17 protein-coding genes are annotated in these 20,130 nt (G+C 65.1%); 13 read left to right on the forward strand and 4 right to left on the reverse strand.

Annotation, left to right across the window (positions count from 1 at the left end; all coding sequences use genetic code 11):
• Nucleotides 1-237 precede the first annotated feature (237 nt).
• From lepB to BRA1253DRAFT_RS39080, 10 genes are all read left to right on the forward strand, one after another.
• The gene (lepB, locus tag BRA1253DRAFT_RS39035; protein ID WP_007603395.1) at nt 238-1,002 is read left to right on the forward strand and encodes a signal peptidase I; all 765 of its coding nucleotides are present in this window, start codon (nt 238-240) and stop codon (nt 1,000-1,002) included.
• Entirely contained in the window at nt 999-1,850 is an 852-nt protein-coding gene (gene rnc, locus BRA1253DRAFT_RS39040) for a ribonuclease III (RefSeq protein WP_007603396.1), read from the forward strand. Before lepB ends, rnc begins: the two co-directional genes overlap by 4 nt.
• Nucleotides 1,840-2,766 (forward strand): GTPase Era, encoded by a 927-nt coding sequence (gene era, locus BRA1253DRAFT_RS39045; RefSeq protein WP_007603398.1) that lies wholly within the window; start codon nt 1,840-1,842, stop codon nt 2,764-2,766. The genes rnc and era overlap by 11 nt, the downstream gene beginning before the upstream one ends.
• Before the next feature lie 21 nt (nt 2,767-2,787).
• Nucleotides 2,788-3,168, forward strand: a complete 381-nt coding sequence (locus tag BRA1253DRAFT_RS39050; protein ID WP_007603399.1) for a hypothetical protein — start codon at nt 2,788-2,790, stop codon at nt 3,166-3,168.
• 91 nt (nt 3,169-3,259) lie between these two features.
• On the forward strand, nt 3,260-4,012 hold the full coding sequence (recO, locus tag BRA1253DRAFT_RS39055) for a DNA repair protein RecO (RefSeq protein WP_007603400.1): 753 nt from the start codon (nt 3,260-3,262) through the stop codon (nt 4,010-4,012).
• Nucleotides 4,013-4,111: 99 nt separating this feature from the next.
• On the forward strand, nt 4,112-4,396 hold the full coding sequence (locus BRA1253DRAFT_RS39060) for a hypothetical protein (RefSeq protein WP_007603401.1): 285 nt from the start codon (nt 4,112-4,114) through the stop codon (nt 4,394-4,396).
• 61 nt (nt 4,397-4,457) lie between these two features.
• The gene (gene parC, locus BRA1253DRAFT_RS39065; RefSeq protein WP_007603402.1) at nt 4,458-6,716 is read left to right on the forward strand and encodes a DNA topoisomerase IV subunit A; all 2,259 of its coding nucleotides are present in this window, start codon (nt 4,458-4,460) and stop codon (nt 6,714-6,716) included.
• Between the two features lie 253 nt (nt 6,717-6,969).
• Nucleotides 6,970-8,520, forward strand: a complete 1,551-nt coding sequence (locus BRA1253DRAFT_RS39070; RefSeq protein ID WP_007603403.1) for an ABC transporter substrate-binding protein — start codon at nt 6,970-6,972, stop codon at nt 8,518-8,520.
• A 4-nt stretch (nt 8,521-8,524) separates the two neighbouring features.
• The gene (locus BRA1253DRAFT_RS39075) at nt 8,525-10,069 is read left to right on the forward strand and encodes a GMC family oxidoreductase (RefSeq protein ID WP_007603405.1); all 1,545 of its coding nucleotides are present in this window, start codon (nt 8,525-8,527) and stop codon (nt 10,067-10,069) included.
• A gap of 1,045 nt (nt 10,070-11,114) precedes the next feature.
• Nucleotides 11,115-11,465 carry a hypothetical protein gene (locus BRA1253DRAFT_RS39080; RefSeq protein WP_007603407.1) on the forward strand — a complete coding sequence of 117 codons (351 nt, stop codon included), beginning with the start codon at nt 11,115-11,117 and terminating at the stop codon, nt 11,463-11,465.
• A gap of 107 nt (nt 11,466-11,572) precedes the next feature.
• Here the strand turns inward: BRA1253DRAFT_RS39080 and chrA are convergent, their stop codons facing one another.
• Both chrA and BRA1253DRAFT_RS39090 read right to left on the reverse strand, forming a co-directional pair.
• Nucleotides 11,573-12,958, reverse strand: coding sequence for a chromate efflux transporter (chrA, locus tag BRA1253DRAFT_RS39085; RefSeq protein WP_007603408.1), 1,386 nt, complete (start codon nt 12,956-12,958; stop codon nt 11,573-11,575).
• Nucleotides 12,958-13,776 (reverse strand): chromate resistance protein ChrB domain-containing protein, encoded by an 819-nt coding sequence (locus BRA1253DRAFT_RS39090; protein ID WP_007603409.1) that lies wholly within the window; start codon nt 13,774-13,776, stop codon nt 12,958-12,960. The genes chrA and BRA1253DRAFT_RS39090 overlap by 1 nt, the downstream gene beginning before the upstream one ends.
• A 195-nt stretch (nt 13,777-13,971) precedes the next feature.
• Here BRA1253DRAFT_RS39090 and dmeF point away from each other — a divergent pair, with 195 nt between their 5' ends.
• The gene (dmeF, locus tag BRA1253DRAFT_RS39095) at nt 13,972-14,916 is read left to right on the forward strand and encodes a CDF family Co(II)/Ni(II) efflux transporter DmeF (protein WP_007603410.1); all 945 of its coding nucleotides are present in this window, start codon (nt 13,972-13,974) and stop codon (nt 14,914-14,916) included.
• 78 nt (nt 14,917-14,994) lie between these two features.
• Nucleotides 14,995-15,825: an N-acyl homoserine lactonase family protein gene (locus BRA1253DRAFT_RS39100; RefSeq protein WP_007603411.1), complete on the forward strand. Its 831-nt coding sequence runs from the start codon at nt 14,995-14,997 to the stop codon at nt 15,823-15,825.
• 228 nt (nt 15,826-16,053) lie between these two features.
• Here BRA1253DRAFT_RS39100 and BRA1253DRAFT_RS39105 read toward each other — a convergent pair whose 3' ends face one another.
• Nucleotides 16,054-17,211, reverse strand: a complete 1,158-nt coding sequence (locus BRA1253DRAFT_RS39105; protein ID WP_007603412.1) for an MFS transporter — start codon at nt 17,209-17,211, stop codon at nt 16,054-16,056.
• Between the two features lie 183 nt (nt 17,212-17,394).
• Here BRA1253DRAFT_RS39105 and BRA1253DRAFT_RS39110 point away from each other — a divergent pair, with 183 nt between their 5' ends.
• Nucleotides 17,395-18,654 carry an adenylate/guanylate cyclase domain-containing protein gene (locus BRA1253DRAFT_RS39110; RefSeq protein WP_007603413.1) on the forward strand — a complete coding sequence of 420 codons (1,260 nt, stop codon included), beginning with the start codon at nt 17,395-17,397 and terminating at the stop codon, nt 18,652-18,654.
• Nucleotides 18,655-18,808: 154 nt separating this feature from the next.
• Here BRA1253DRAFT_RS39110 and BRA1253DRAFT_RS39115 read toward each other — a convergent pair whose 3' ends face one another.
• The gene (locus tag BRA1253DRAFT_RS39115) at nt 18,809-20,053 is read right to left on the reverse strand and encodes an MFS transporter (protein WP_007603414.1); all 1,245 of its coding nucleotides are present in this window, start codon (nt 20,051-20,053) and stop codon (nt 18,809-18,811) included.
• Between the last annotated feature and the right edge of the window lie 77 nt (nt 20,054-20,130).

The following is a 20,130-nucleotide window of genomic DNA, read 5'->3' on the forward strand; positions in this document are numbered from 1 at the left end:
TCATTTTATAATTCGCATTCAAAATCAAATGCTTATGCAGTTTTGATGCGATCCTTGATTGCGTGGCCTCCGACAACCGTCTAAAAGTCCGCGGACGCAAATCAGGCTGGGCGAATTCGGCTTTACGCCGGAATTGGCCCTCATTATCAGAATCAGGACAATCTCCTTGGGCCGCGAGCGATGGGCTGTTCGCGGGAGGAGGGCGCGCTGTGACCGCCCGCCGGAATTGAGAGAGCAATGAGCGTGACTTCAGGAACGAAAACTGAGAGCGGCGTCGGCGAAACGATCCGGGTCGTGATCCACGCTCTCCTGATCGCGCTGGTGATCCGCACCTTCCTGTTTCAGCCGTTCAACATCCCATCCGGCTCGATGAAGGCCACGTTGCTGGTCGGCGACTATCTGTTCGTCTCGAAATATTCCTACGGCTACAGCCACTATTCGATCCCGTTCTCACCGCCGTTGTTCTCGGGGCGGATCTGGGGCTCGGACCCGAACCGCGGCGACATCGTCGTATTCCGCCTGCCGAAGGACGATTCCACCGACTACATCAAGCGCGTGATCGGCCTGCCCGGCGACCGCATCCAGATGCGGGACGGGCTGCTCTACATCAACGACACGCCGGTCGAGCGGCAGCGCATGAGCGAATTTGTCGGCGAGGATCCCTGCGGCGCCGAAGGCAGCGGCGTCTCCCGGGTGAAGCGCTGGAAGGAAACGCTGCCGAACGGCGTGTCCTACGAGACGCTGGACTGCGCCGACAACGGCTACGTCGACAACACCAACGTCTACACCGTGCCGACCGGCCACTTCTTCATGATGGGCGACAACCGCGACAACTCCACCGACAGCCGCTTTCTCGGCCAGGTCGGCTACGTGCCGCAGGAGAATTTGATCGGGCGCGCCCAGATGATCTTCTTCTCGATCGCCGAAGGCGAGCATGCATGGATGTTCTGGCGCTGGCCGTGGGCGGTGCGCTGGAATCGCTTCTTCAAAATCGTCCGATGAAAGACGAAGCCAAGGACATCGCGACCCTGCCGACCGAGGCGCAAGCGGGCCCCGACGGCGAAGCTGCGACCAAGAGCCTTGAGGGCAAGACGCCTGAAAACAAGACGCCCGCAAAGAAGAAGCGGGTGCGGAGCAGCAAGGCCAGGGGCTCGGATGCGAACGCGGGGCTCGAGGCACGCATCGGCTACAGCTTTGCCGATCCGAACCTTTTGATGCAAGGCATCACGCATGTCTCCGCGTTGAAGTCCGGGCGCAAGCGCGGCGACAGCTATCAGCGCCTGGAATTCCTCGGCGACCACGTGCTCGGGCTCGTCGTCTCCGACATGCTCTATCACGCCTTCCCGAACGCTGACGAAGGCGAGATGTCCAAGCGACTTGCCGAACTTGTGCGCAAGGAGAGCTGCGCCGATGTCGCCAAGTCGCTCGGTCTGCTGGACGACATCAAGCTCGGCTCGGTCGGCTCCAGCGCCGACGCGCGCCTGCGCAAGAGCGTGCTCGGCGACATCTGCGAGGCCGTGATCGGCGCCGTCTTCCTCGACGGCGGCTACGCGGCGGCGGCCGATTTCGTCAAGCGCAACTGGACCGAGCGCATGCACAAGCCGCGGCGTCCGTTGCGCGATCCCAAGACCGTTCTCCAGGAATGGGCGCAGGGCAAGGGATTGCCGACGCCTGTTTATCGCGAGGTCGAGCGCACCGGCCCGCATCATGATCCGCAATTCCGCGTCGCGGTCGATCTTCCGGGACTCGCTCCGGCGGAAGGCATCGGCGGCAGCAAGCGTGCGGCAGAGAAAGTGGCAGCTTCAGTGATGATCGAACGTGAAGGCGTTGGCGGCGGCAATGACGGTTGAAGCAAGCGGCGAGGCACCCACCGCGACGCGCTGCGGCTTCGTCGCGCTGATCGGCGCGCCGAACGTCGGCAAATCCACGCTGGTCAATGCGCTGGTCGGGGCCAAGGTCACGATCGTCTCGCGCAAGGTGCAGACCACGCGCGCGCTGATCCGCGGCATCGTGATCGAGAACAATTCGCAGATCATCCTGGTCGATACGCCCGGCATCTTCCTGCCCAAGCGCCGGCTCGACCGCGCCATGGTCTCGACCGCCTGGAGCGGCGCGCATGACGCCGACCTCGTGTGCGTGCTGCTGGATGCCAAGGCCGGCATCGACGAGGAAGCCGAGGCGATCCTCACCAAGGTCGCCAGCGTCAAGCACGAGAAGATTTTGGTCATCAACAAGGTCGACCTGGTCCAGCGCGAGAAGCTGCTGGCGCTGGCGCAGGCCGCCAACGAGCGCATGGCCTTCGCACAGACGTTTATGATCGCGGCGATCTCCGGCGACGGTGTCGACGACCTCAGGCATACACTGGCCGAGATCGTGCCGCCGGGGCCGTTCCTCTATCCCGAAGACCAGATGTCGGACGCGCCGATGCGGCAGCTTGCGGCCGAGATCACCCGCGAGAAGATCTTTCGCAAGCTGCACCAGGAATTGCCCTACCAGTCCACCGTCGAGACCGACAAGTGGGATGAGCGCAAGGACAAGTCGGTGCGCATCGAGCAGACGATCTTCGTCGAGCGCGAAAGCCAGCGCAAGATCGTGCTCGGCGCGGGCGGCGCCACCATCAAGTCGATCGGCGCGGACTCGCGCAAGGAGATCGGCGAGATCCTGGGCGTGCCGGTGCACCTGTTCCTGTTCGTCAAGGTGCGCGAGAACTGGAGCGACGATCCCGATCGCTACCGCGAGATGGGCCTGGAATTTCCCAAAGAATAACCAAGAAAAGATCGGTCGGCGATGAGCGTACCCAGCAACGTACGGCGCTTCGAAGCGTTGCTCTATGCATCGTTGATGCTGGATGCCTTGTCGGTGGCGGTGCAGGACCGCACGCCGACTGCCGAGATGACCGAACAGATGATCATGACGTCGTCGCTGCTTGCCGGCGGCATGATCCTGCTGCTGGTTTATTTCGTCCGGCTGGCCGCGCGCGGGCGCAAGAACTGGCCGCGCTGGGTGCTGGCGGCAGCACTCGTACTGTCGGTGATCTCGCTCGGCCAGATCATCGGCGAGAAGGGCATGGAACTCGACAGCGCCATCGAGATCGTCTCCTGCGTGCTGACGGCGATGGGATTGTATTTCTCGTTCCGCGGCGACGCGCAGGGCTGGTTCAACGCGTGAGGCCGCGTCGGGTGGATTGGCGGCGCTTCACTTTCCGGCCTCCCGCCAATCCGCCCTACGATTGAAGACCGGAATCCGCTAGACTTCACCGATGGAATGGACCGACGAAGGCATCGTGCTGGGGGTGCGGCGGCATGGCGAGAGCAGCGCCATCGTCGAGCTGCTGACCCGTGCGCACGGCCGCCATCTCGGTCTCGTCCGCGGCGGCGCCGGCTCGCGGATGCGGCCGCTGCTGCAGCCCGGCAACAGCCTCAGCGTGGTGTGGCGGGCGCGGCTCGACGAGCATCTCGGCACCTATGCCATCGAGGGCCTCAAGCTGCGGGCGGCGACGCTGCTGGGATCATCCCACGGAGTCTACGGCATCACCCACCTCGCTTCGATCGCACGGTTGCTGCCGGAGCGCGATCCGCACGAAAACCTCCTGGCGCTGCTCGAACATTCGCTGGACGATTTCGACGACATCGGCAGCGCCGCCGTACACGTGATCCATTTCGAACTGGCAATGCTCACCGAGCTCGGCTTCGGGCTGGCGCTGGAAAACTGCGCCGTAACCGGAGAGACCACCGACCTGATCTACGTCTCGCCCAAATCCGGCGGCGCGGTGTCGCGCGGGGCGGGCGAACCGTGGCGCGACCGGCTATTGCGGCTGCCGCCGTTCCTGCGCCAGGGCGAGGTGCAGGGCGACCTCACCGACGAGGATCTTCAGGACGGCTTTCGACTGACCGGCCTTTTCCTGTTGCGCCACGTGCTGGAGCCGCGCGGGCAAGGCCATTCCGACGCGCGGGCAGGCTTCATCAGCGCGTTGACGCGGCAGCAGGCAAAGGCCGCGATTCCCGCGCCATGAGTCAAACGCGGCTCTGCATTGTCGCAATATGTCGGCCCGCCGTGGAACGAAATCGGGTTTCCCTGACTTGCCCCCGGGGTTCCAACCGGGGATATCCTGATGCTGATCAAGGGACTTGTGATATCGGCAGCGCTGATGGCGCTGGCGCCGGACGCCCTCGCGGGTGAGCAGCCGGGCGTCTTTCGCCGTGCCTCCTGTACCGTCGTCAGATTCTATGTGGCCAAATATTCTGCTGCAGCCGCAGAGGCATGGGCGCGGTCCAAGGGCGCGACGGAGGCCGAGATCGAGACGGCCCGGCGGTGCCTGACCAATGCCCCGGCCACCACGCAGGCCAAAAACGCCCAACCCACCCAGACCTTCACCGCAGGCTGGGCCGGCCAGTAGGCCGCCCACAGGGAACCAATCGATCCTTGCCCGATTCGCTTCCACGGTTTAACCGGGCGGCATGGGAAAACGATTGATTCCGCCGGAGGAACCGGCCGAAATTCACGAGGTGCCGCTGCGTGAGGCGCTGGAAGAGCGCTATCTTGCGTACGCGCTCTCCACCATCATGCACCGCGCACTGCCCGATGCCCGCGACGGCCTGAAGCCGGTGCATAGGCGCATCCTCTATGGCATGCGCCTGCTCCGGCTCGATCCGGGCACGGCTTTCAAGAAGTCCGCCAAAATCGTCGGCGACGTGATGGGCTCGTTCCATCCGCACGGCGACCAGGCGATCTACGACGCCATGGTGCGTCTCGCTCAGGATTTCTCCTCGCGCTACCCGCTCGTCGACGGCCAGGGCAATTTCGGCAATATCGACGGCGATAATCCCGCCGCCTATCGCTACACCGAAGCGCGCATGACCGACGTCGCGCGGCTTCTGCTCGACGGCATCGATGAGGACGGGGTCGAATTCCGTCCCAATTACGATGGCCAGTCGAAAGAGCCGATCGTGCTGCCCGGCGGCTTCCCGAACCTGCTCGCCAACGGTGCGCAGGGTATCGCGGTCGGCATGGCGACCTCGATCCCGCCGCACAACGCCGCCGAGCTCTGCGACGCCGCGCTGCATCTGATCGAGAAACCGGACGCGAAATCCAAAGCGCTGCTGAAATGGGTCAAGGGTCCGGATTTCCCGACCGGCGGCATCTGCGTCGATTCCAAGCAGGCGATCGCTGAAGCCTACACCACCGGCCGCGGCTCGTTCCGCGTCCGCTCCCGATGGGAGCAGGAAGAGGGCGCGCGTGGCACCTGGGTCGTTGTCGTCACCGAGATACCCTTTCTGGTGCAGAAGTCGCGGTTGATCGAGAAGATCGCCGAGCTGCTCGACCAGAAGAAGCTGCCGCTGGTCGGCGACATCAGGGACGAGTCGGCCGAAGACGTTCGCATCGTGATCGAGCCGAAGTCGAAGAACGTCGATCCCGCGCTGATGATGGAATCGCTGTTCCGGCTGACCGAGCTCGAAAACAAGATTCCGCTGAACCTGAACGTGCTGATCAAGGGCCGCGTCCCCAAGGTGGTGGGGCTCGCTGAGTGCCTGCGCGAATGGCTCGACCATCTGCGCGACGTGCTGATCCGCCGGACCAACCATCGCAAGGCCGAGATCGAGCGCCGGCTGGAGATTCTCGGCGGCTTGCTGATTGCCTATCTGAACATCGACGAGGTGATCAGGATCATCCGCAACGAGGACGAGCCGAAGCCGGCGCTGATCAAGGCGTTCAAGCTCACCGAGGTGCAGGCCGAAGCCATCCTCAACATGCGGCTGCGCAGCCTGCGCAAGCTCGAGGAGATGGAGATCCGCACCGAGGACAAGGATCTGCGCAAGGAGCTGAAGGGGATCGAGGGACTGCTGGCGTCCGAGCCCGAGCAGTGGAAGAAGGTCAGTGAGCAGGTCGCCAAGGTCCGCGACATGTTCGGGCCGAAGACGCCGCTCGGCAAGCGCCGCACCACTTTTGCCGATGCGCCCGAGCACGATCTCGCCGCCATCGAGGAGGCCTTGGTCGAGCGCGAGCCGGTGACCGTCGTCGTCTCGGACAAGGGCTGGATCCGCACCTTGAAGGGCCATGTCGAGGATCTCTCGGGGCTTGCCTTCAAGCAGGACGACAAGCTCGGCTTTGCCTTCTTCGCCGAGACCACGTCCAAGCTGCTGCTGTTCGCCACCAACGGCAAATTCTACTCGCTCGATGTCGCAAAGCTGCCGGGCGGTCGCGGTCATGGCGAGCCGATCCGCCAGTTCATCGACCTGGAGCCGGAGGCCGCTCCCGTCGTGCTGTTCGTCAACAAGGGCGGACGCAAATTCCTGGTCGCGAGCCACGAGGGCCAGGGCTTTGTCGTCAACGAGGACGACTGCGTCGGCACCACCAAGAAGGGCAAGCAGGTCCTCAACGTCGACATGCCGAACGAGGCGCGCACGGTTACCGAGGTGCTCGGCGATACCGTCGCCGTCATCGGCGAGAACCGCAAGATGCTGCTTTTCCCGCTCGACCAGGTGCAGGAGATGCCGCGTGGCCGCGGTGCGCGCCTGCAGAAATACAAGGACGGCGGTCTTTCCGACGTCGCCGTGTTCGACGCCAAGGCGGGCCTGACCTGGAAAGACTCCGCAGGCCGCGAATTCTCCGCGACCATGAAGGAGCTCGCCGAGTGGAAAGGCAACCGCGGTGACGCTGGCCGCCTCGCGCCGAAGGGATTCCCGAAGTCGAACAAGTTCGGCAGGGTGATCGGGTAGGGCTCGCCGTCGCCATATCGACAGTGTCATGCCCCGCGCAGGCGGGGCATCCAGTACGCCGCGACCTCTCGGCTCAATCATAGCTTTCTCTGGAATACTGGATCGCCCGGTCAAGCCGGGCGATGACAGCCAGGGTGTAGCGCGCAAACGCGCGGCAGATAGCCGTGAGCGCATGAGTGCCTTCCTCGAACGGGCACGAACATTGCCTTTTCCTGGCGACAGCAAACAGCTGGTCAAAAGGCAAAAGGCACCAATGTCCAAACTGAAGGCTTTCATTCCAGCGCTGTTCGCGTTGGCGCTGACCGCGCCGCCGGCGCATGCGGCGGGTAATCTCGTCGCGGTGCTCGAGGCGGAGATCGTCACGCTCGATCCGCATTTCTCCACGGCCTACATTACGCGCACTTTCGGCTACATGGTGTTCGACACGCTGTTTGCGAAGGATTCCAAAGGCGAGATCAAGCCGCAGATGGTGCAGGACTGGAATGTCTCGGCCGATGGCCTGACCTACAGTTTCACGCTGCGCGACGGCCTGAAATGGAATGACGGCCAGCCGGTCACGGCCGCCGATTGCGTCGCTTCGCTACGCCGCTGGGGCACCCGCAGTGCGCTCGGCCGCCGCATCTTCGCGATCACGACCTCGCTCGAGCCCACCGACGCAAAAACCTTCGTGCTGACGCTGAAGGAGCCATCTGGTCTCGTCATCGACGCGCTCGGCAATCCCGTCAGTCCGGTCGCCTTCATGATGCCCGAGCGCATTGCCAAAACGCCCGGCGACCAGCGCATCACCGAGATCGTCGGCTCTGGCCCGTTCGTCTACAGCAAGGCCGATCACCGCACCGGCGACCGCATGGTCCTGAAGAAATTCGCCGACTATGTGCCGCGTCCCGAGCCTGCCGACTTCCTCGCCGGCGGCAAGCGCGTCAACATCGACACGCTCGAGATCCGCGTCATTCCAGATGGTGCGACCGCAGCCTCCGCGCTGCAGGCCGGCGAAGTCGATTTCATGCAGTATGCGCCGTTCGATCTGCTGCCGACGCTTGAGAAGAACTCTCGCGTGAAACTCGTCAATTTCACCGGCGGCAACATGTTCGCGGGCGCCTATCGCCTCAACGCCGCATCGAAGCCGTTCGACGATCCCGCCATCAGGCGCGTGCTGTGGAAGCTGGTCGATCAGCGCGAGGTGCTGGACGCACTCGGCCTGGACGCCAAATACGCGGCCCCTTGCGCGACATACTTCACCTGCGGCACCACCTATGACAGCAAGGCCGGCACCGAGGCCGCGGTGAGCCCGTCGATCGAGGCGGCGAGGGCGGCACTGAAGGCGACGAAATATGCCGGCGAGCCTGTTATCGTGATGGAGGCGAACGATCTCGAAGCCCCGCGCGTCTCGGCGCAGGTGCTGGCCGAGCGGCTGAAGCAGGCCGGTTTCACCGTCGATCTCCAAGTGATGGACTGGGCGAGCGTGCTGGCACGCCGCGCCAAGAAGGAGGGCTGGAGCGTCTATGGCGTCCACGCCGGCGGTTTCGATCTCGGCTCGCCCTTGACCAACGTCATGGTCGCCTTCAACTGCGCCGACTTCACCGGCTGGCAGTGTGACGCGCGCATCACGCCGCTGATGGAGGCCTTTGCCAAGGCGCCCGCCGAGGAGGATCGCAAGAAGATCGCAGGCGAGATCCAGGCCGTCATGTACGATCAGGCACCCGCAATACCGTGGGGCCAATTCGCCCAGCCTGCCGCCTCTCGCGCCAGTTTGCGCGGTCTGATACCGTCAGCCATCCCGGTGTTCTGGAACGTTGAGAAGTAGCCCGATGTACGATGTCATTGTTGTCGGCGGCGGCTCCGCCGGCGCCGCCGTTGCGGCGCGGCTCTCGGAAGATCCCGCGCGGCGCGTCCTGCTGCTCGAGGCGGGTCTGGACTGGCGCGCCGACGAGGCGCCCTGGGAAGTGATGACGCCAAATCCCATCCCGATCATCCACAAGCGCGAGTACCAGGAGAAATGGCAATGGCCGGATCTTCTGACGCGCCGTGTGGCCGGCCAGGAGCCGCGCTTCTACTGGCGCGGCAAGGGGCTCGGCGGCTCGTCGATGATGAACGGCCAGATCGCCATCCGCGGCGTCGCCGCTGCGTTCGACGAATGGGCCGCCAATGGCTGCACCGGCTGGTCGGCGAAGGACGTGATGCCGTTGTTCTCGGTGATCGAGGATGATCTGGAATTCGGCGACGCCGCCGGCCACGGACGCGGCGGACCGCTGCCGGTCTATCGCGCGCTGCCGGACAAATGGGGACCGATCGATCGCGGCTTGCGCGATGCGGCGCTGGCGAGCGGCCATCCCTGGTGCGCCGACGTCAACGGCCCGGACGGCGAGGGCGTCGCCTGCTATCCCATAAATAGCCGCGACAGCCGCCGCATCACGACTAATGAGGGTTATCTGGAGCCCGCGCGCGGCCGCGCCAATCTCGAGATTCGCGGGCATGCACTGGTCGACCGGGTCCTGATCAGCGACGGAAGGGCGACCGGCCTCCGCGTTCACATCGAGGGGCAGGGCACCAGCGAGATCAGCGCGCGCCAGATCGTGCTGTGCGCCGGCGCCATCCACAGTCCGGCGATCCTGCTGCGCTCGGGCATTGGACCCGCGCATGAGCTGAAGGCGATGGGGATCGCGGTCGAGCGCGACCTGCCGGTCGGCCGGCACTTCTTCGACCACCCGCTGTTTCGCGCCACGATCCAGCTCCACGAAAACCTGCGGCCGACCGATCCGGACACCCGCCATACCAATTGCTGCGTGACTTATTCGTCGGGCCTCGCCGACGGCGGCAAGCGCGACATGATCATGATCGCTTTCAATCATCGCGGCATCGGCGTGCCGGGGGCCATCGGCGCCGGGCTGTTCAACGCGTATTCGCGTGGAACGCTCAAGCTGGCCTCGACCGATCCTGCGATCGATCCTGTCGTCGAGGAAAACATGCTGGCCGATCCCCGCGACATGCTGCGCATGAAGGATGCGGTGAAGCGGCTGGCCGTGATCACCACCCACCCGGCGCTATCAGGCATCGCGGACTGGATCCGGCTCGCCGACACGGATTTGAGCTTGCCCCAGGCTGCGGCCTTGCCCGATCACGAACTCGACACGCTGCTGCGCCGTGAGACCGGCGATATCCAGCACGCTGCCGGCAGTTGCCGGATGACTGGTGTCAACGACGCCGACGGCGTGGTCAATCCTGATGGTACGGTGAAGGGTATTACGGGCCTGCGCGTCGCCGACGCCTCGATCATGCCGTCGGATTGCCGGGCCAACACCCACTTCACGACGGTGGTGATCGGGGAAGCGATTGCGCGGATGATGATGCGGTAGAGCGAAAACGACAGTGTCATGCTCCGCGAAGGCGGGCATCCAGTACTCCGAGGCGCCGCTGGGTTCGCACAATGCCGCCGTTGAATACTGGATCGCCCGCCTTCGCGGACGATGACACGGAGAGTGGGCTAGACTAGTCGTCGCGCCGATACACGTTTCAAACAACGGACGAGCGTTCGCCCTCTCGCGGCGCGTTCCGCCCGAGTTTTGCGTCGGCGCATTGCCCTCGTTGAGACAAGGGCGCAGGGAAGACCGGGCGCCGGCTGGCACCCGCAGATCCGTGGGCGATAGAAATGCACACGGGGTGGATCACAGGTTCGCCGGATCGCCCGGCCTTCCCTGCGCGATGGTTTTAACGTGTCCTTCGTGCTCTCCCCGGGGAGCGATGCACTATTGCCCCCGTCGCCATGCAGATGACTGATGCGCGCGCCCGGTCGGGCCGCCACATCACCGCAGGACTTGACGCACAGACCCCGGGCGTCAGGACCACACGACTTGTTCGTCCGCGCACGTCTTCGCTGGAACTTCGAGTGCTGGCGTGTGCTCACACCCGAGGCCATGCGAAAACGCTTTCGGCGTCGTGTCGTAGGCACGAAAGCCATTGCTCACAGCCGAAGCCGCCCTGCAATGCCGATCGTACTCGACGCCGTCGCGTCCATCGCTACCCAACCCGCGGTTCGTGACGATCGCGATCCGCCCCTCGTCTCGGGCCAGGGTGTGTCGCTTGTACGTCAAATCCGAATTTCGGTAAAGCGGAATATTTTGCGAGGTGGGCTTGACAGGAAGTGTGGCGGAAGTGGTCGGCTGTTTTGCCCGACGGGCATGCGGAGGCGAGGGTGACGGCTTTCGCCCGAGGCGCGTGCCGAGAGACGCTAGCTTTTGAGGGCAGAGCGGAAGTCGTTCGGCTCGGTCAACGAAAGTGTTGAAGTTTGTAGCTAGATCCATCTGCCCACCTCGATGGATCAGCCGGCGGGCTTGCAAAGCCGCTGGGAACTTTGCCAAGGCCTCGTCGTTCCCGTGAGCGGGGCGAACGCAGGCAGAAGCTATGAAATGGATGCTGGTGGTTTTGGTAAGCGGCGTCTCGCCCGTCAACACCGATCTTGTGTTCGACAAGTTCAGTGATTGTCTCGCCGCAGAAGAGCAAATGCGACAGCACTACGCTGATGCCTTCGAGGCGTGGGATCGCATGGCTGCGGCAAGGATCGACCGGCGCAGGGACTACAAGAAAGCTCGCGATGTCGAAGCCAAACGACTGCTGAGCAACGTTGGGACGTGTGTCCCGCATGGTGGCGGCGATCAGCAGCCGGTCAATGCTCAGCAGCAGCAACCCCCCGCTACGTCATCGCAGCAGCCGGAAACGAAACCGTCGCCACCGCAGCCGGGGCCACGGAGTTAGCGGCAGCGATGCCGGCTTGTGGTCGATAGCAGCCGCCATGCAACTCTGACGGCTTAGTGACGCCTTCCATTGGCAAACCGGACGCGACGTACCAATGACTCCGCGTCCTAAATCACCCCCGCCAGCCGCAGCGCCACACCAGCCGCGCAGCTGCCGGCCAGCACCGTCAACATCCCCAGCTTGAATCGGAAGATCGCGGTTGCGGCCGCGATCGACAGCACGAGCGCAGGGATATCGACGCTGGTCAGGACCGGCATGTCGAAGGCAAACGGGAAGGTGTGCACCGGCACGGTGTCGCGGAACAGCGTGTGCAGCGCGAACCAGATCGAGAGGTTGAGGATCACGCCGACGACGGCAGCGGTGATGGCACTGAGCGCACCGCCGAGGCCCTTGTTGCCGCGCAGCCGTTCGACGTAAGGGGCGCCTACGAAAATCCAGAGGAAGCAGGGCGTGAAGGTGACCCAGGTCGCGAGCAATCCGCCGAGCGTGGCCGCGAGCATCGGCGACAGGCCGCTGGCGTCGCGGTAGGCGGCCATGAAGCCCACGAACTGAAGCACCATGATCAGCGGGCCCGGCGTGGTCTCGGCCATGCCGAGACCGTCGAGCATCTCGTGCGGCTTGAGCCAGTGATAATGCTCGACCGCCTGCTGGGCGACATAGGCCAGCACTGCGTAGGCGCCGCCGAAGGTGACCAGCGCCATCTTCGAGAAGAACAGCGCGATGTGACTGAAGACATTGTCTTGTCCAACAGCGAGCAACAGCGCGATCACCGGCACCAGCCAGAGCGCAAGCCAGAGCGCGCCGACGCGAATCGCGCGCGCGGTGTTGGGGCGTACATGTTCGGGCACAGCGTCGCCGAGCATGCTGTCGATCACGGCGCTGCTGCCGGCAGAGCCGTGACCGGCCGGCGCGAATTCCGGGCGGCCCTGTTTGGCGCCGATATATCCGATGATGCCGGCGGCGATGATGATGACCGGGAAGGGGATCGCGAAGAAGAAAATCGCGACGAAGGCGATCGCGGCGAGCGCGATCATGATGCGGTTCTTCAATGCGCGCTTGCCGACCCGCACCACGGCCTCGACGACGATGGCGAGCACGGCGGCTTTCAAGCCGAAGAACAGCGCCTCCACGAAGCTGACATTGCCGTAGGCGGCGTAGACGTAGCTCAGGCCCATGATGGCGATGATGCCGGGCAGAATGAACAGACCGCCAGCCATCAGCCCGCCGGCGGTGCGATGCATCAGCCAGCCGACATAGGTCGCGAGCTGCTGCGCCTCCGGGCCCGGCAGCAGCATGCAGTAATTGAGCGCGTGGAGGAAACGGGCTTCCGAGATCCAGTTCTTCTCCTCGACCAGGATGCGGTGCATGACCGCGATCTGGCCCGCGGGCCCGCCAAAACTCAGGCAGGCGACACGGAGCCAGACGCGAAACGCTTCACTGAAGCTGACGCCGTGACCGGCATCAGCTCCTGCTTCGATCGTACGCGTATCCATCAAGCCTTCGCCTTGTTGGTCGGCCAGTTGTGGGTCTCAGACGTAGCGTCACGGCACCAGCGATAGAAGGCGTCGTAGAGCAGCATGCCGGCTTCGAGCTGTTCGAGGTCGTCATCATACATCCGCGACAGCCCGAGCGAAGCTGCGAGCAGGCCGGGTGCCTCCGGCGCAAGGTCGGGCCGCCCGGTGTCGGCGCCGCGCACCAGCGTTGCCAGCCGGAGCAGCGCCGGCGCGGCAATCCCGAACTCCTCGATCATCACGTCGAAGGTGCAGAGCTCGCCACGGTGGCTCCAAAACACGTTCTCGATGTCAAAGGGGGCTGCGTTGAAGCGTTGCCCGACGGCCGCCACTTCCGAAGGCGCCACGAACAGGAACACGGCCGTAGGGTCGACGAAGCGGCGGATCAGCCAGGGGCAGGCAATGCGGTCGACCTTGGGCCGCGCCCGCGTGACCCAGACGGTTCGCCCCTTGGCGTCGCGCGGCGGCAGCTTGCGGGTGTCGACCAGCGGCAGTTTTGCCGCCTTCCAGCCTTCGAAGCCGCCCTCCAGCGTCTCGGCTTGCACGCCGAGCTGCCTGAGCCAGGCCGCCGTGCCCTGCGCGAGCTTTTCGCCGCGCAGGCACGAGACGATCGCGGAACGGCCGGCGAAGTTGGCGCCCCAGTCGGGAACATTTTCGTGGCTGAGCTTGATCGAGCCGGGGATCAGCCGCCGGTCGGCGGCAAAATCCTCGTCGGTGCGCACGTCGATCAGGACAGGGGCATTCGCCGTGCCGATCAGCCGTGCCATTTTTTCAGATGATATCGTCGTGTAGGAAGACATGATGCGCCCTCGTAAGAAGAAACGGGACGCGATACTTGGGCATGTCGCCTCGTGGGGAGATCGCTCAAATCCCCATGGCCTTCATTACACCGAAACGGCACCGACCTGTCAATCGGCTCATTCCGGCGATTTTGCCCAGAAGACTCGCAGGTCTATATTAGGGGTCAACGGCCCGGACCTTTCGGAGACTTTGCGATGCATTCCCATTCCATCGAACAATGGACCCATGACCACGCCTTTCTGGGCGACAAGCACGACGAGAACGAGCGGCGCACCTGGCTCGTGGTCGTGCTGACGCTGGTCATGATGGTCGGCGAGATCGTCGCCGGCTCGCTGTTCGGCTCGATGGCGCTGCTCGCCGACGGCTGGCACATGGGCACGCATGCGGCGGCGCTGGGGATTGCCGCATTCGCGTATCGCTTTGCGCGGCGGCACCTGGGGAGCTCGCATTTCAGCTTTGGCACCGGCAAATTCGGCGATCTCGCCGCCTTCGCCAGCGCGGTCATCCTCGGCCTGATCGCGGTCGAGATCGCCTATGAGAGCGTGCTGCGGCTGTTCACGCCGGTGTCGATCGTCTATGGCGAGGCCATCGCGGTCGCTGCCCTCGGCCTGTGCGTTAACCTCGCCAGTGCCTGGCTGCTCCGCGGCAGCCACGATCACCACCATCACGGTCATGCGCATGATGATCACAATGATCATGATGATCATCATCACCACCACGACAACAATCTCCGCGCGGCCTATGTCCACGTCATGGCGGACGCAGCGACCTCGGTGCTGGCGATCGCCGCGCTCGTGGTCGCCATGTATTCGGGATGGGCCTGGGCCGATCCGGCGGTCGGCCTGATCGGCAGTGTCGTGATCGCAAGCTGGGCGTTCGGCCTGATCAAGGCATCAGGCGCGGTGCTGCTCGACGTGCGCGCCGACGAGAAGCTCGAGCGTGTGATCCGGGCGCGCATGGAGGTCGGCGACGATCGCGTCACCGATTTGCATCTGTGGCAGGTCGGCCCCGGCCATTGCGCCGTGCTGGTGTCGGTGGTCTCGGACAAGCCGAAGCAGCCGGCGGTCTACAAGAAGCGGCTCGCCGGGCTGAAGGGCCTCAGCCATATCACCGTCGAGGTCGAGACCTGCCCGCATTGAAGCGGTCTGCGGGAATTCTGCGAACTGGCCGGGGTTGACCCTCGGTCACAGCCGACAATGGCTGCAAGGGAGGAACGAATGACGCCAAGGATCATGCTCGCTCTCGCCGTCGCCGCGCTCGCTCTGTCCGGCCATGCGGCGCTGGCGCAATCGGAAAAGACCGGTGTCGAAAAGCTCTACGTGCTCAATTGCGGGGAGGGCACCGCCGGCGACATCTCGCGGTGGACGCCCGGCCTCAACGAAGGCAAGACGATGGACTTCGTCGACAGCTGCTATCTCGTCAAGCACGCCAAGGGCTGGTTCCTGTGGGACACCGGCATCGCCGACGCAGTCGCCGCGATGCCGAATGGTCTTGCGCCCGCGGATCCCAAGGCGGTGACCTGGCGGCGGCCGAAGACGCTTGCCGCCCAGCTCGAACAGCTCGGCCTCAAGCCCGGTGACGTCAAGATGATGGCCGTCTCGCACACCCATCCCGACCACACCGGCAATGTCGAGCTATTCCCTCAAGCCACGCTCTACGTGCAGAAGGCCGAGTATGACTGGCCCGGTGCCAACAACGAGCCGCGATTCAAGCCGTCGCATCCGGTCGAGCTGCTTGCGGGCGACAAGGACGTATTCGGCGACGGCAGCGTGACCATCCTGTCGACGCCCGGCCATACGCCGGGACACCAGTCGCTGCTGGTGAAGCTGCCGAAGACCGGCGCCGTGGTGCTGTCGGGCGATGCGGTGCACTTCAAAGACAACTGGGACAACCGCCGTGTGCCCAGCATGAACGCCAACAAGGACCAGAGCGCGGCCTCGATGCAGAAGATCGCCGACACCCTCGGCAAGGAGAAGGCGCAGCTCTGGATCAACCACGACAAGATCCAGCGCGACAGCCAGAAGATGTCGCCGGAGTTTTACGACTGACGCGGCTAACCTTTCGGTGCAGTCACGGCGGGCGGGCTCGCGTCCAGCGTCTTCTTCGGCTTCAGCGAGCCGGCGTAGAAGGAGACCAGCCAGACCAGGATGATGGCGAGGAGATAGACACCCTAGGCCTGTGGCGGCGTGGTCGCCCAGCGCAAGAGGCCTTTGAATGTGCGGGGCGGGCGGGTGTCTTCGGTCATGCTCCGCTTGTGCGCGAAAGCTCCCGCCGGGTCAATCCGGCCGCGGTTGTGCGCGGATCATGAACAGCGCGGCCAACGCCGAGAGGCTGAGCGCAGAGGAGACGATCAGCACCTTCGCCCCCATGACGTCGATGAGCAGGCCGAAGGCCAGCGGCGCCACGGCCTGCGCCATCCGTGCCGGCGCGCCGATGATGCCGAGGCGATAGCCGAAATCCTTGGGGCCGAAGATCGACAGCGGCAGCGTGCCGCGCGCGATGGTCAGGATGCCGTTGCCGGAGCCGTGGAACAGCGCAAACGCACTGGCCGCGGCGCCGCCGAAGATCGCCACGACCACGGCGCCGATCGGGTGGGTGAGGCAGGCGAGCCGCGTCGACCACAGCGGATGAAAGCGGCTGAGGAAGCCCGCTTCCAGAACCCGCGCCGCGACTTGCGCGGGGCCGATCAGCGCACCGGCCGCGATCGCCTCGACCGGCGTCGCGCCGGTGGTCTCCAGGATGCGCGGGAAATGCGCGGCCATCGCGCCGGTGACAGTCCAGACTGCGGCGAAGACGAACGCGAGCAGGATCATGGTGCGGTCGAGCGGCAGATGCGGCTTCTCTGCCGCCGCCTTAGCTTGCTTGGCGCCCTTGATCGTCGGCAGCACAAAGAAATTCAGGGGCAGGCCGATCAGGATGTTGGCGGCGGCCCAGGCGAAGCAGGTCTCGCGCCAGCCGATATGGGCAAGGCCCCAGGCGGTGAGCGGCCAGCCGACGGTCGATGCGAAGCCCGCCATCAGCGTGATGCCGGTGATCGGCCTGCGCGCCTCGGTGCCGTAGATGCGGCCGAGCGCGGCGAAGGCGGCGTCGTAAAGCCCCATCGCCATGCCGATGCCGAGCACGAGCCAGGCCATCGCCATCACCGCCACCGATTGCGAGAGGCCGAGCAGAACGAGACCGGCAGCGATCGTCAGGTTCGACACCGAGAGGACCTGCCGGCCGCCGACCAGATCGATCTGTCGCCCGATGCGTGGCCCGAGCAGCGCAGAGATCACCAGCGAGGCCGAGAACGCGCCAAAGACCCAGTTGGAGGAGATGCCGAGATCGCGCGCCATGGGATCGGCAAGCAGCGCCGGCAGATAGTAGCTCGAGGCCCAGGCCAGGGTCTGCGTGGTACCGAGCGCCAGGATGATCGGAAGCTGGCGCTGGCTCATATCCCCGTATTTCTGATCGGCCGTGTCATCATTCGCATTTGCGCCCGAGGCGGGGGGACGTCAACAGCGTCCGCGACATATGCGACCTGCCGCCGGTGGGAGCCTTGCCCGTGAGCGGAGCTTTGGCGGCGCAAGCTCCGCGCGCCGCCTTTCGCTCGTCACGAATGCACGGCATAATGGCGCATGCAATTGACCTCGCGCCTTGCGCTGATGAACTGGTTGGCCGGCCAGGGGCTCACCGGCCTGCCCGAACCCGAACTGCTGCGGGGCTTCTGCGAGCGCTGCCGCGCCGAGGGGCTGGAACTCTCGCGTGGGCTTGTCGTCATCGATACGCTGCACCCGATCTACGAGGGACGCGCCTTCCGCTGGAGCGATACGCCGACCAACGAGAGCGACGTGGTCGAATACGGCTCGACGGCCGAGGGCGACGCGGCCAACAATTGGCGCCGGTCGGTGTTCTATCATTTGCTCGAGCATGGTCACGACGAGATGGTGATCGATCTCGCCGACGCGCCCTCGCTCGATTTCTCGCAGATCGGCGAGCTCGCTGAAACGGGTCACCGCCATTTCCTGGCCTTTGTGCATCGCTTCGGGGAGACCGGAGCGCTCGGGCAGATGGATTGCCTCTACTCCTCCTGGACAACGCGACGCGACAGCGGCTTCGCCGAAGGCGAGCTCGCCGCGCTGCGCGATCTCGTGCCGGTGCTGGGGCTCGCGATCAAGTCGGCGCAGCAGGTCGACATCGCGCGCACGCTCGGCCGCGTCTATCTCGGACGCGATGCGTCAGAGCAGGTCTTGAGCGGACGTATCTCGCGCGGCGTCACGGAGCGCATCAACGCCGTGCTGTGGTATTCGGATCTGCGCGGCTCGACCGGAATCAGCGAGAGCATCGGCCCCGACGAGATCATCCCGTTCCTGAACGACTATGCGCAGGCCGTGATCGACGCGATCCACGACGCCGGCGGCGACGTGCTGAAGCTGATCGGCGACGGCGTGCTCGCGATGTTCACCGGCGAAGACATGGCGCATGCTCGGCGCGCGGCGCTGCGCGCCGAGCATCTATTCCGCAAGAACGTTGCAGCGCTCAATCTGCGGCGGGGCGCCGAGGGCCGTCCCACCACGTCCGCCTATATCGGCCTGCATGTCGGCGAGGTCTTCTACGGCAATATCGGCAGCGAGGACCGGCTCGACTTCACCGTGGTCGGTCCGACCGTGAACGAGGTCAGTCGCATCGCCTCGATGAGCCGTTCGGTCGATCGCGAGCTGCTGGCCTCGGCGGAGTTCTACAAGGGCCTCGATGCCGCCGGCCGCCGCTATCTCGTCTCCACCGGCCGCTACGCGTTGCGCGGCATCGGCCGCGCGCAGGATCTCTACACGCTCGATCCCGAGGTGGATGCGAGCGAGCCGGTGACGGGGAGCTACGAGCGGTATCTGGCGAATTAAATTCCGCGGTGCCCCCCAATGTCGTCCTGGCGAAAGCCAGGACCCATAACCACCGCCTGCAGTTTTGCGAAGACTCATAGTTGGCGATTTTTGCCAAACTTCTCCCTGGGGTAATGGATCCTGGCTTTCGCCAGGACGACGGCGGAGGAACTGCCTAACACCGCGCCACCGCCTCATCGCCCACCATGTCGGGCTGCCGGTCCAGGGCCACCGCGGGCGAGAGCCAGATCACCAGCGCCTGCACGCCGAACACGGCGGCGGCGAGATAGAGGCACGCTTCCGCGCTCCAGAGGCCGCCGACGATCGCACCCAGCGCCGAGCCGACCGGGCGGGCGCCGTAGCTCATGATGTTGATGGCGGAAACGCGGCCGAGCAGGCGAGGCGGCGTCACCGACTGGCGCAGCGTTGTGGTCGAGATCACCCACAGGATCGGCCCGACGCCGAGCAGGAAGAAGCTCAAGGCGGCAAGCCAGGGGGAGGGGACCAGCACCGTCAGCGCCATCACCATTGCGGCGACGAAGCCGGTGACGGGGCCAAGGCCGACCACCGTGCCGAACGCGACGCGCTTCATCACGCGCGTGGCGAACAGCGCGCCGATCACCATGCCGACACCGTACATCGTCAGCACGGTGCCGACGCCGACCGCGTTTAGGCCGAGGTGACGTACGGCGTAGGGCACGAACACCGCGATCTGCAGGAACCATCCGGTGTTGAAGATGAACTGGGTGATGAAGACCGGCCGCAGCAGCGGATGATGAAACACGAAGGCCGCGCCCTCGCGGATGTCCTGGAGCGGATGCCGCCGTGGCGCCGGCGTGCGGGCGGGCTCGTAGATGCCGGAGAGCAGCACGACGGCGATAGCCGAGAGCGCGGCCGCGAAGCCGAAGGCCGGGCTCGCGCCCCACCACCCCACCAGCGCGCCACCAAGCGCAGGCCCGCTGGCGAAGGCGATGGTGCGTGCGAGCTCGATCCGCGCATTGGCCGCCGGCAACAGGTCCGAACTCACCAGCGAGGGCACCAGCGCCGGCGCGGCCACGCTGTAGACGACGGTACCGCACACGGCGGCAAAGCCGAGTAGCGCAAGCAGCGGCAGGTTGAGCGCGCCGAGCGCGAGCAGCAGCACGATCGCTGCAAGGGCCGCGGCACGCAGCGCCTCGGCGCCCGCCATCAGCGAACGGCGGGAGATGCGGTCGGCCAGCAGGCCGGCCGGGATGGCGAAGAGGACGAAGGGCAGGGTCAGCGCGGTCTGGAGCAGGCCGGTCTGGCCTTCGGCGACGCCGAGCGTCAGCACCGCGACGATGGGGGCCGCGGCCAGCGCGATCTGTTCGGCCGACTGTGCCGCCAGGTTCGACCAGGCGAGGCGGTTGAATGTCTCGGGGAGGCGAAGCGGATTTGACATGGCTCATTTCCTGCAAAGTCGGGTTGGCGCCGAGTATCTGCCTCGGAAGGCCGCCAAACCCACCCGCTTCCCGACAG

This window comes from Bradyrhizobium sp. WSM1253 (assembly GCF_000244935.1).
Classification (GTDB): domain Bacteria; phylum Pseudomonadota; class Alphaproteobacteria; order Rhizobiales; family Xanthobacteraceae; genus Bradyrhizobium; species Bradyrhizobium canariense.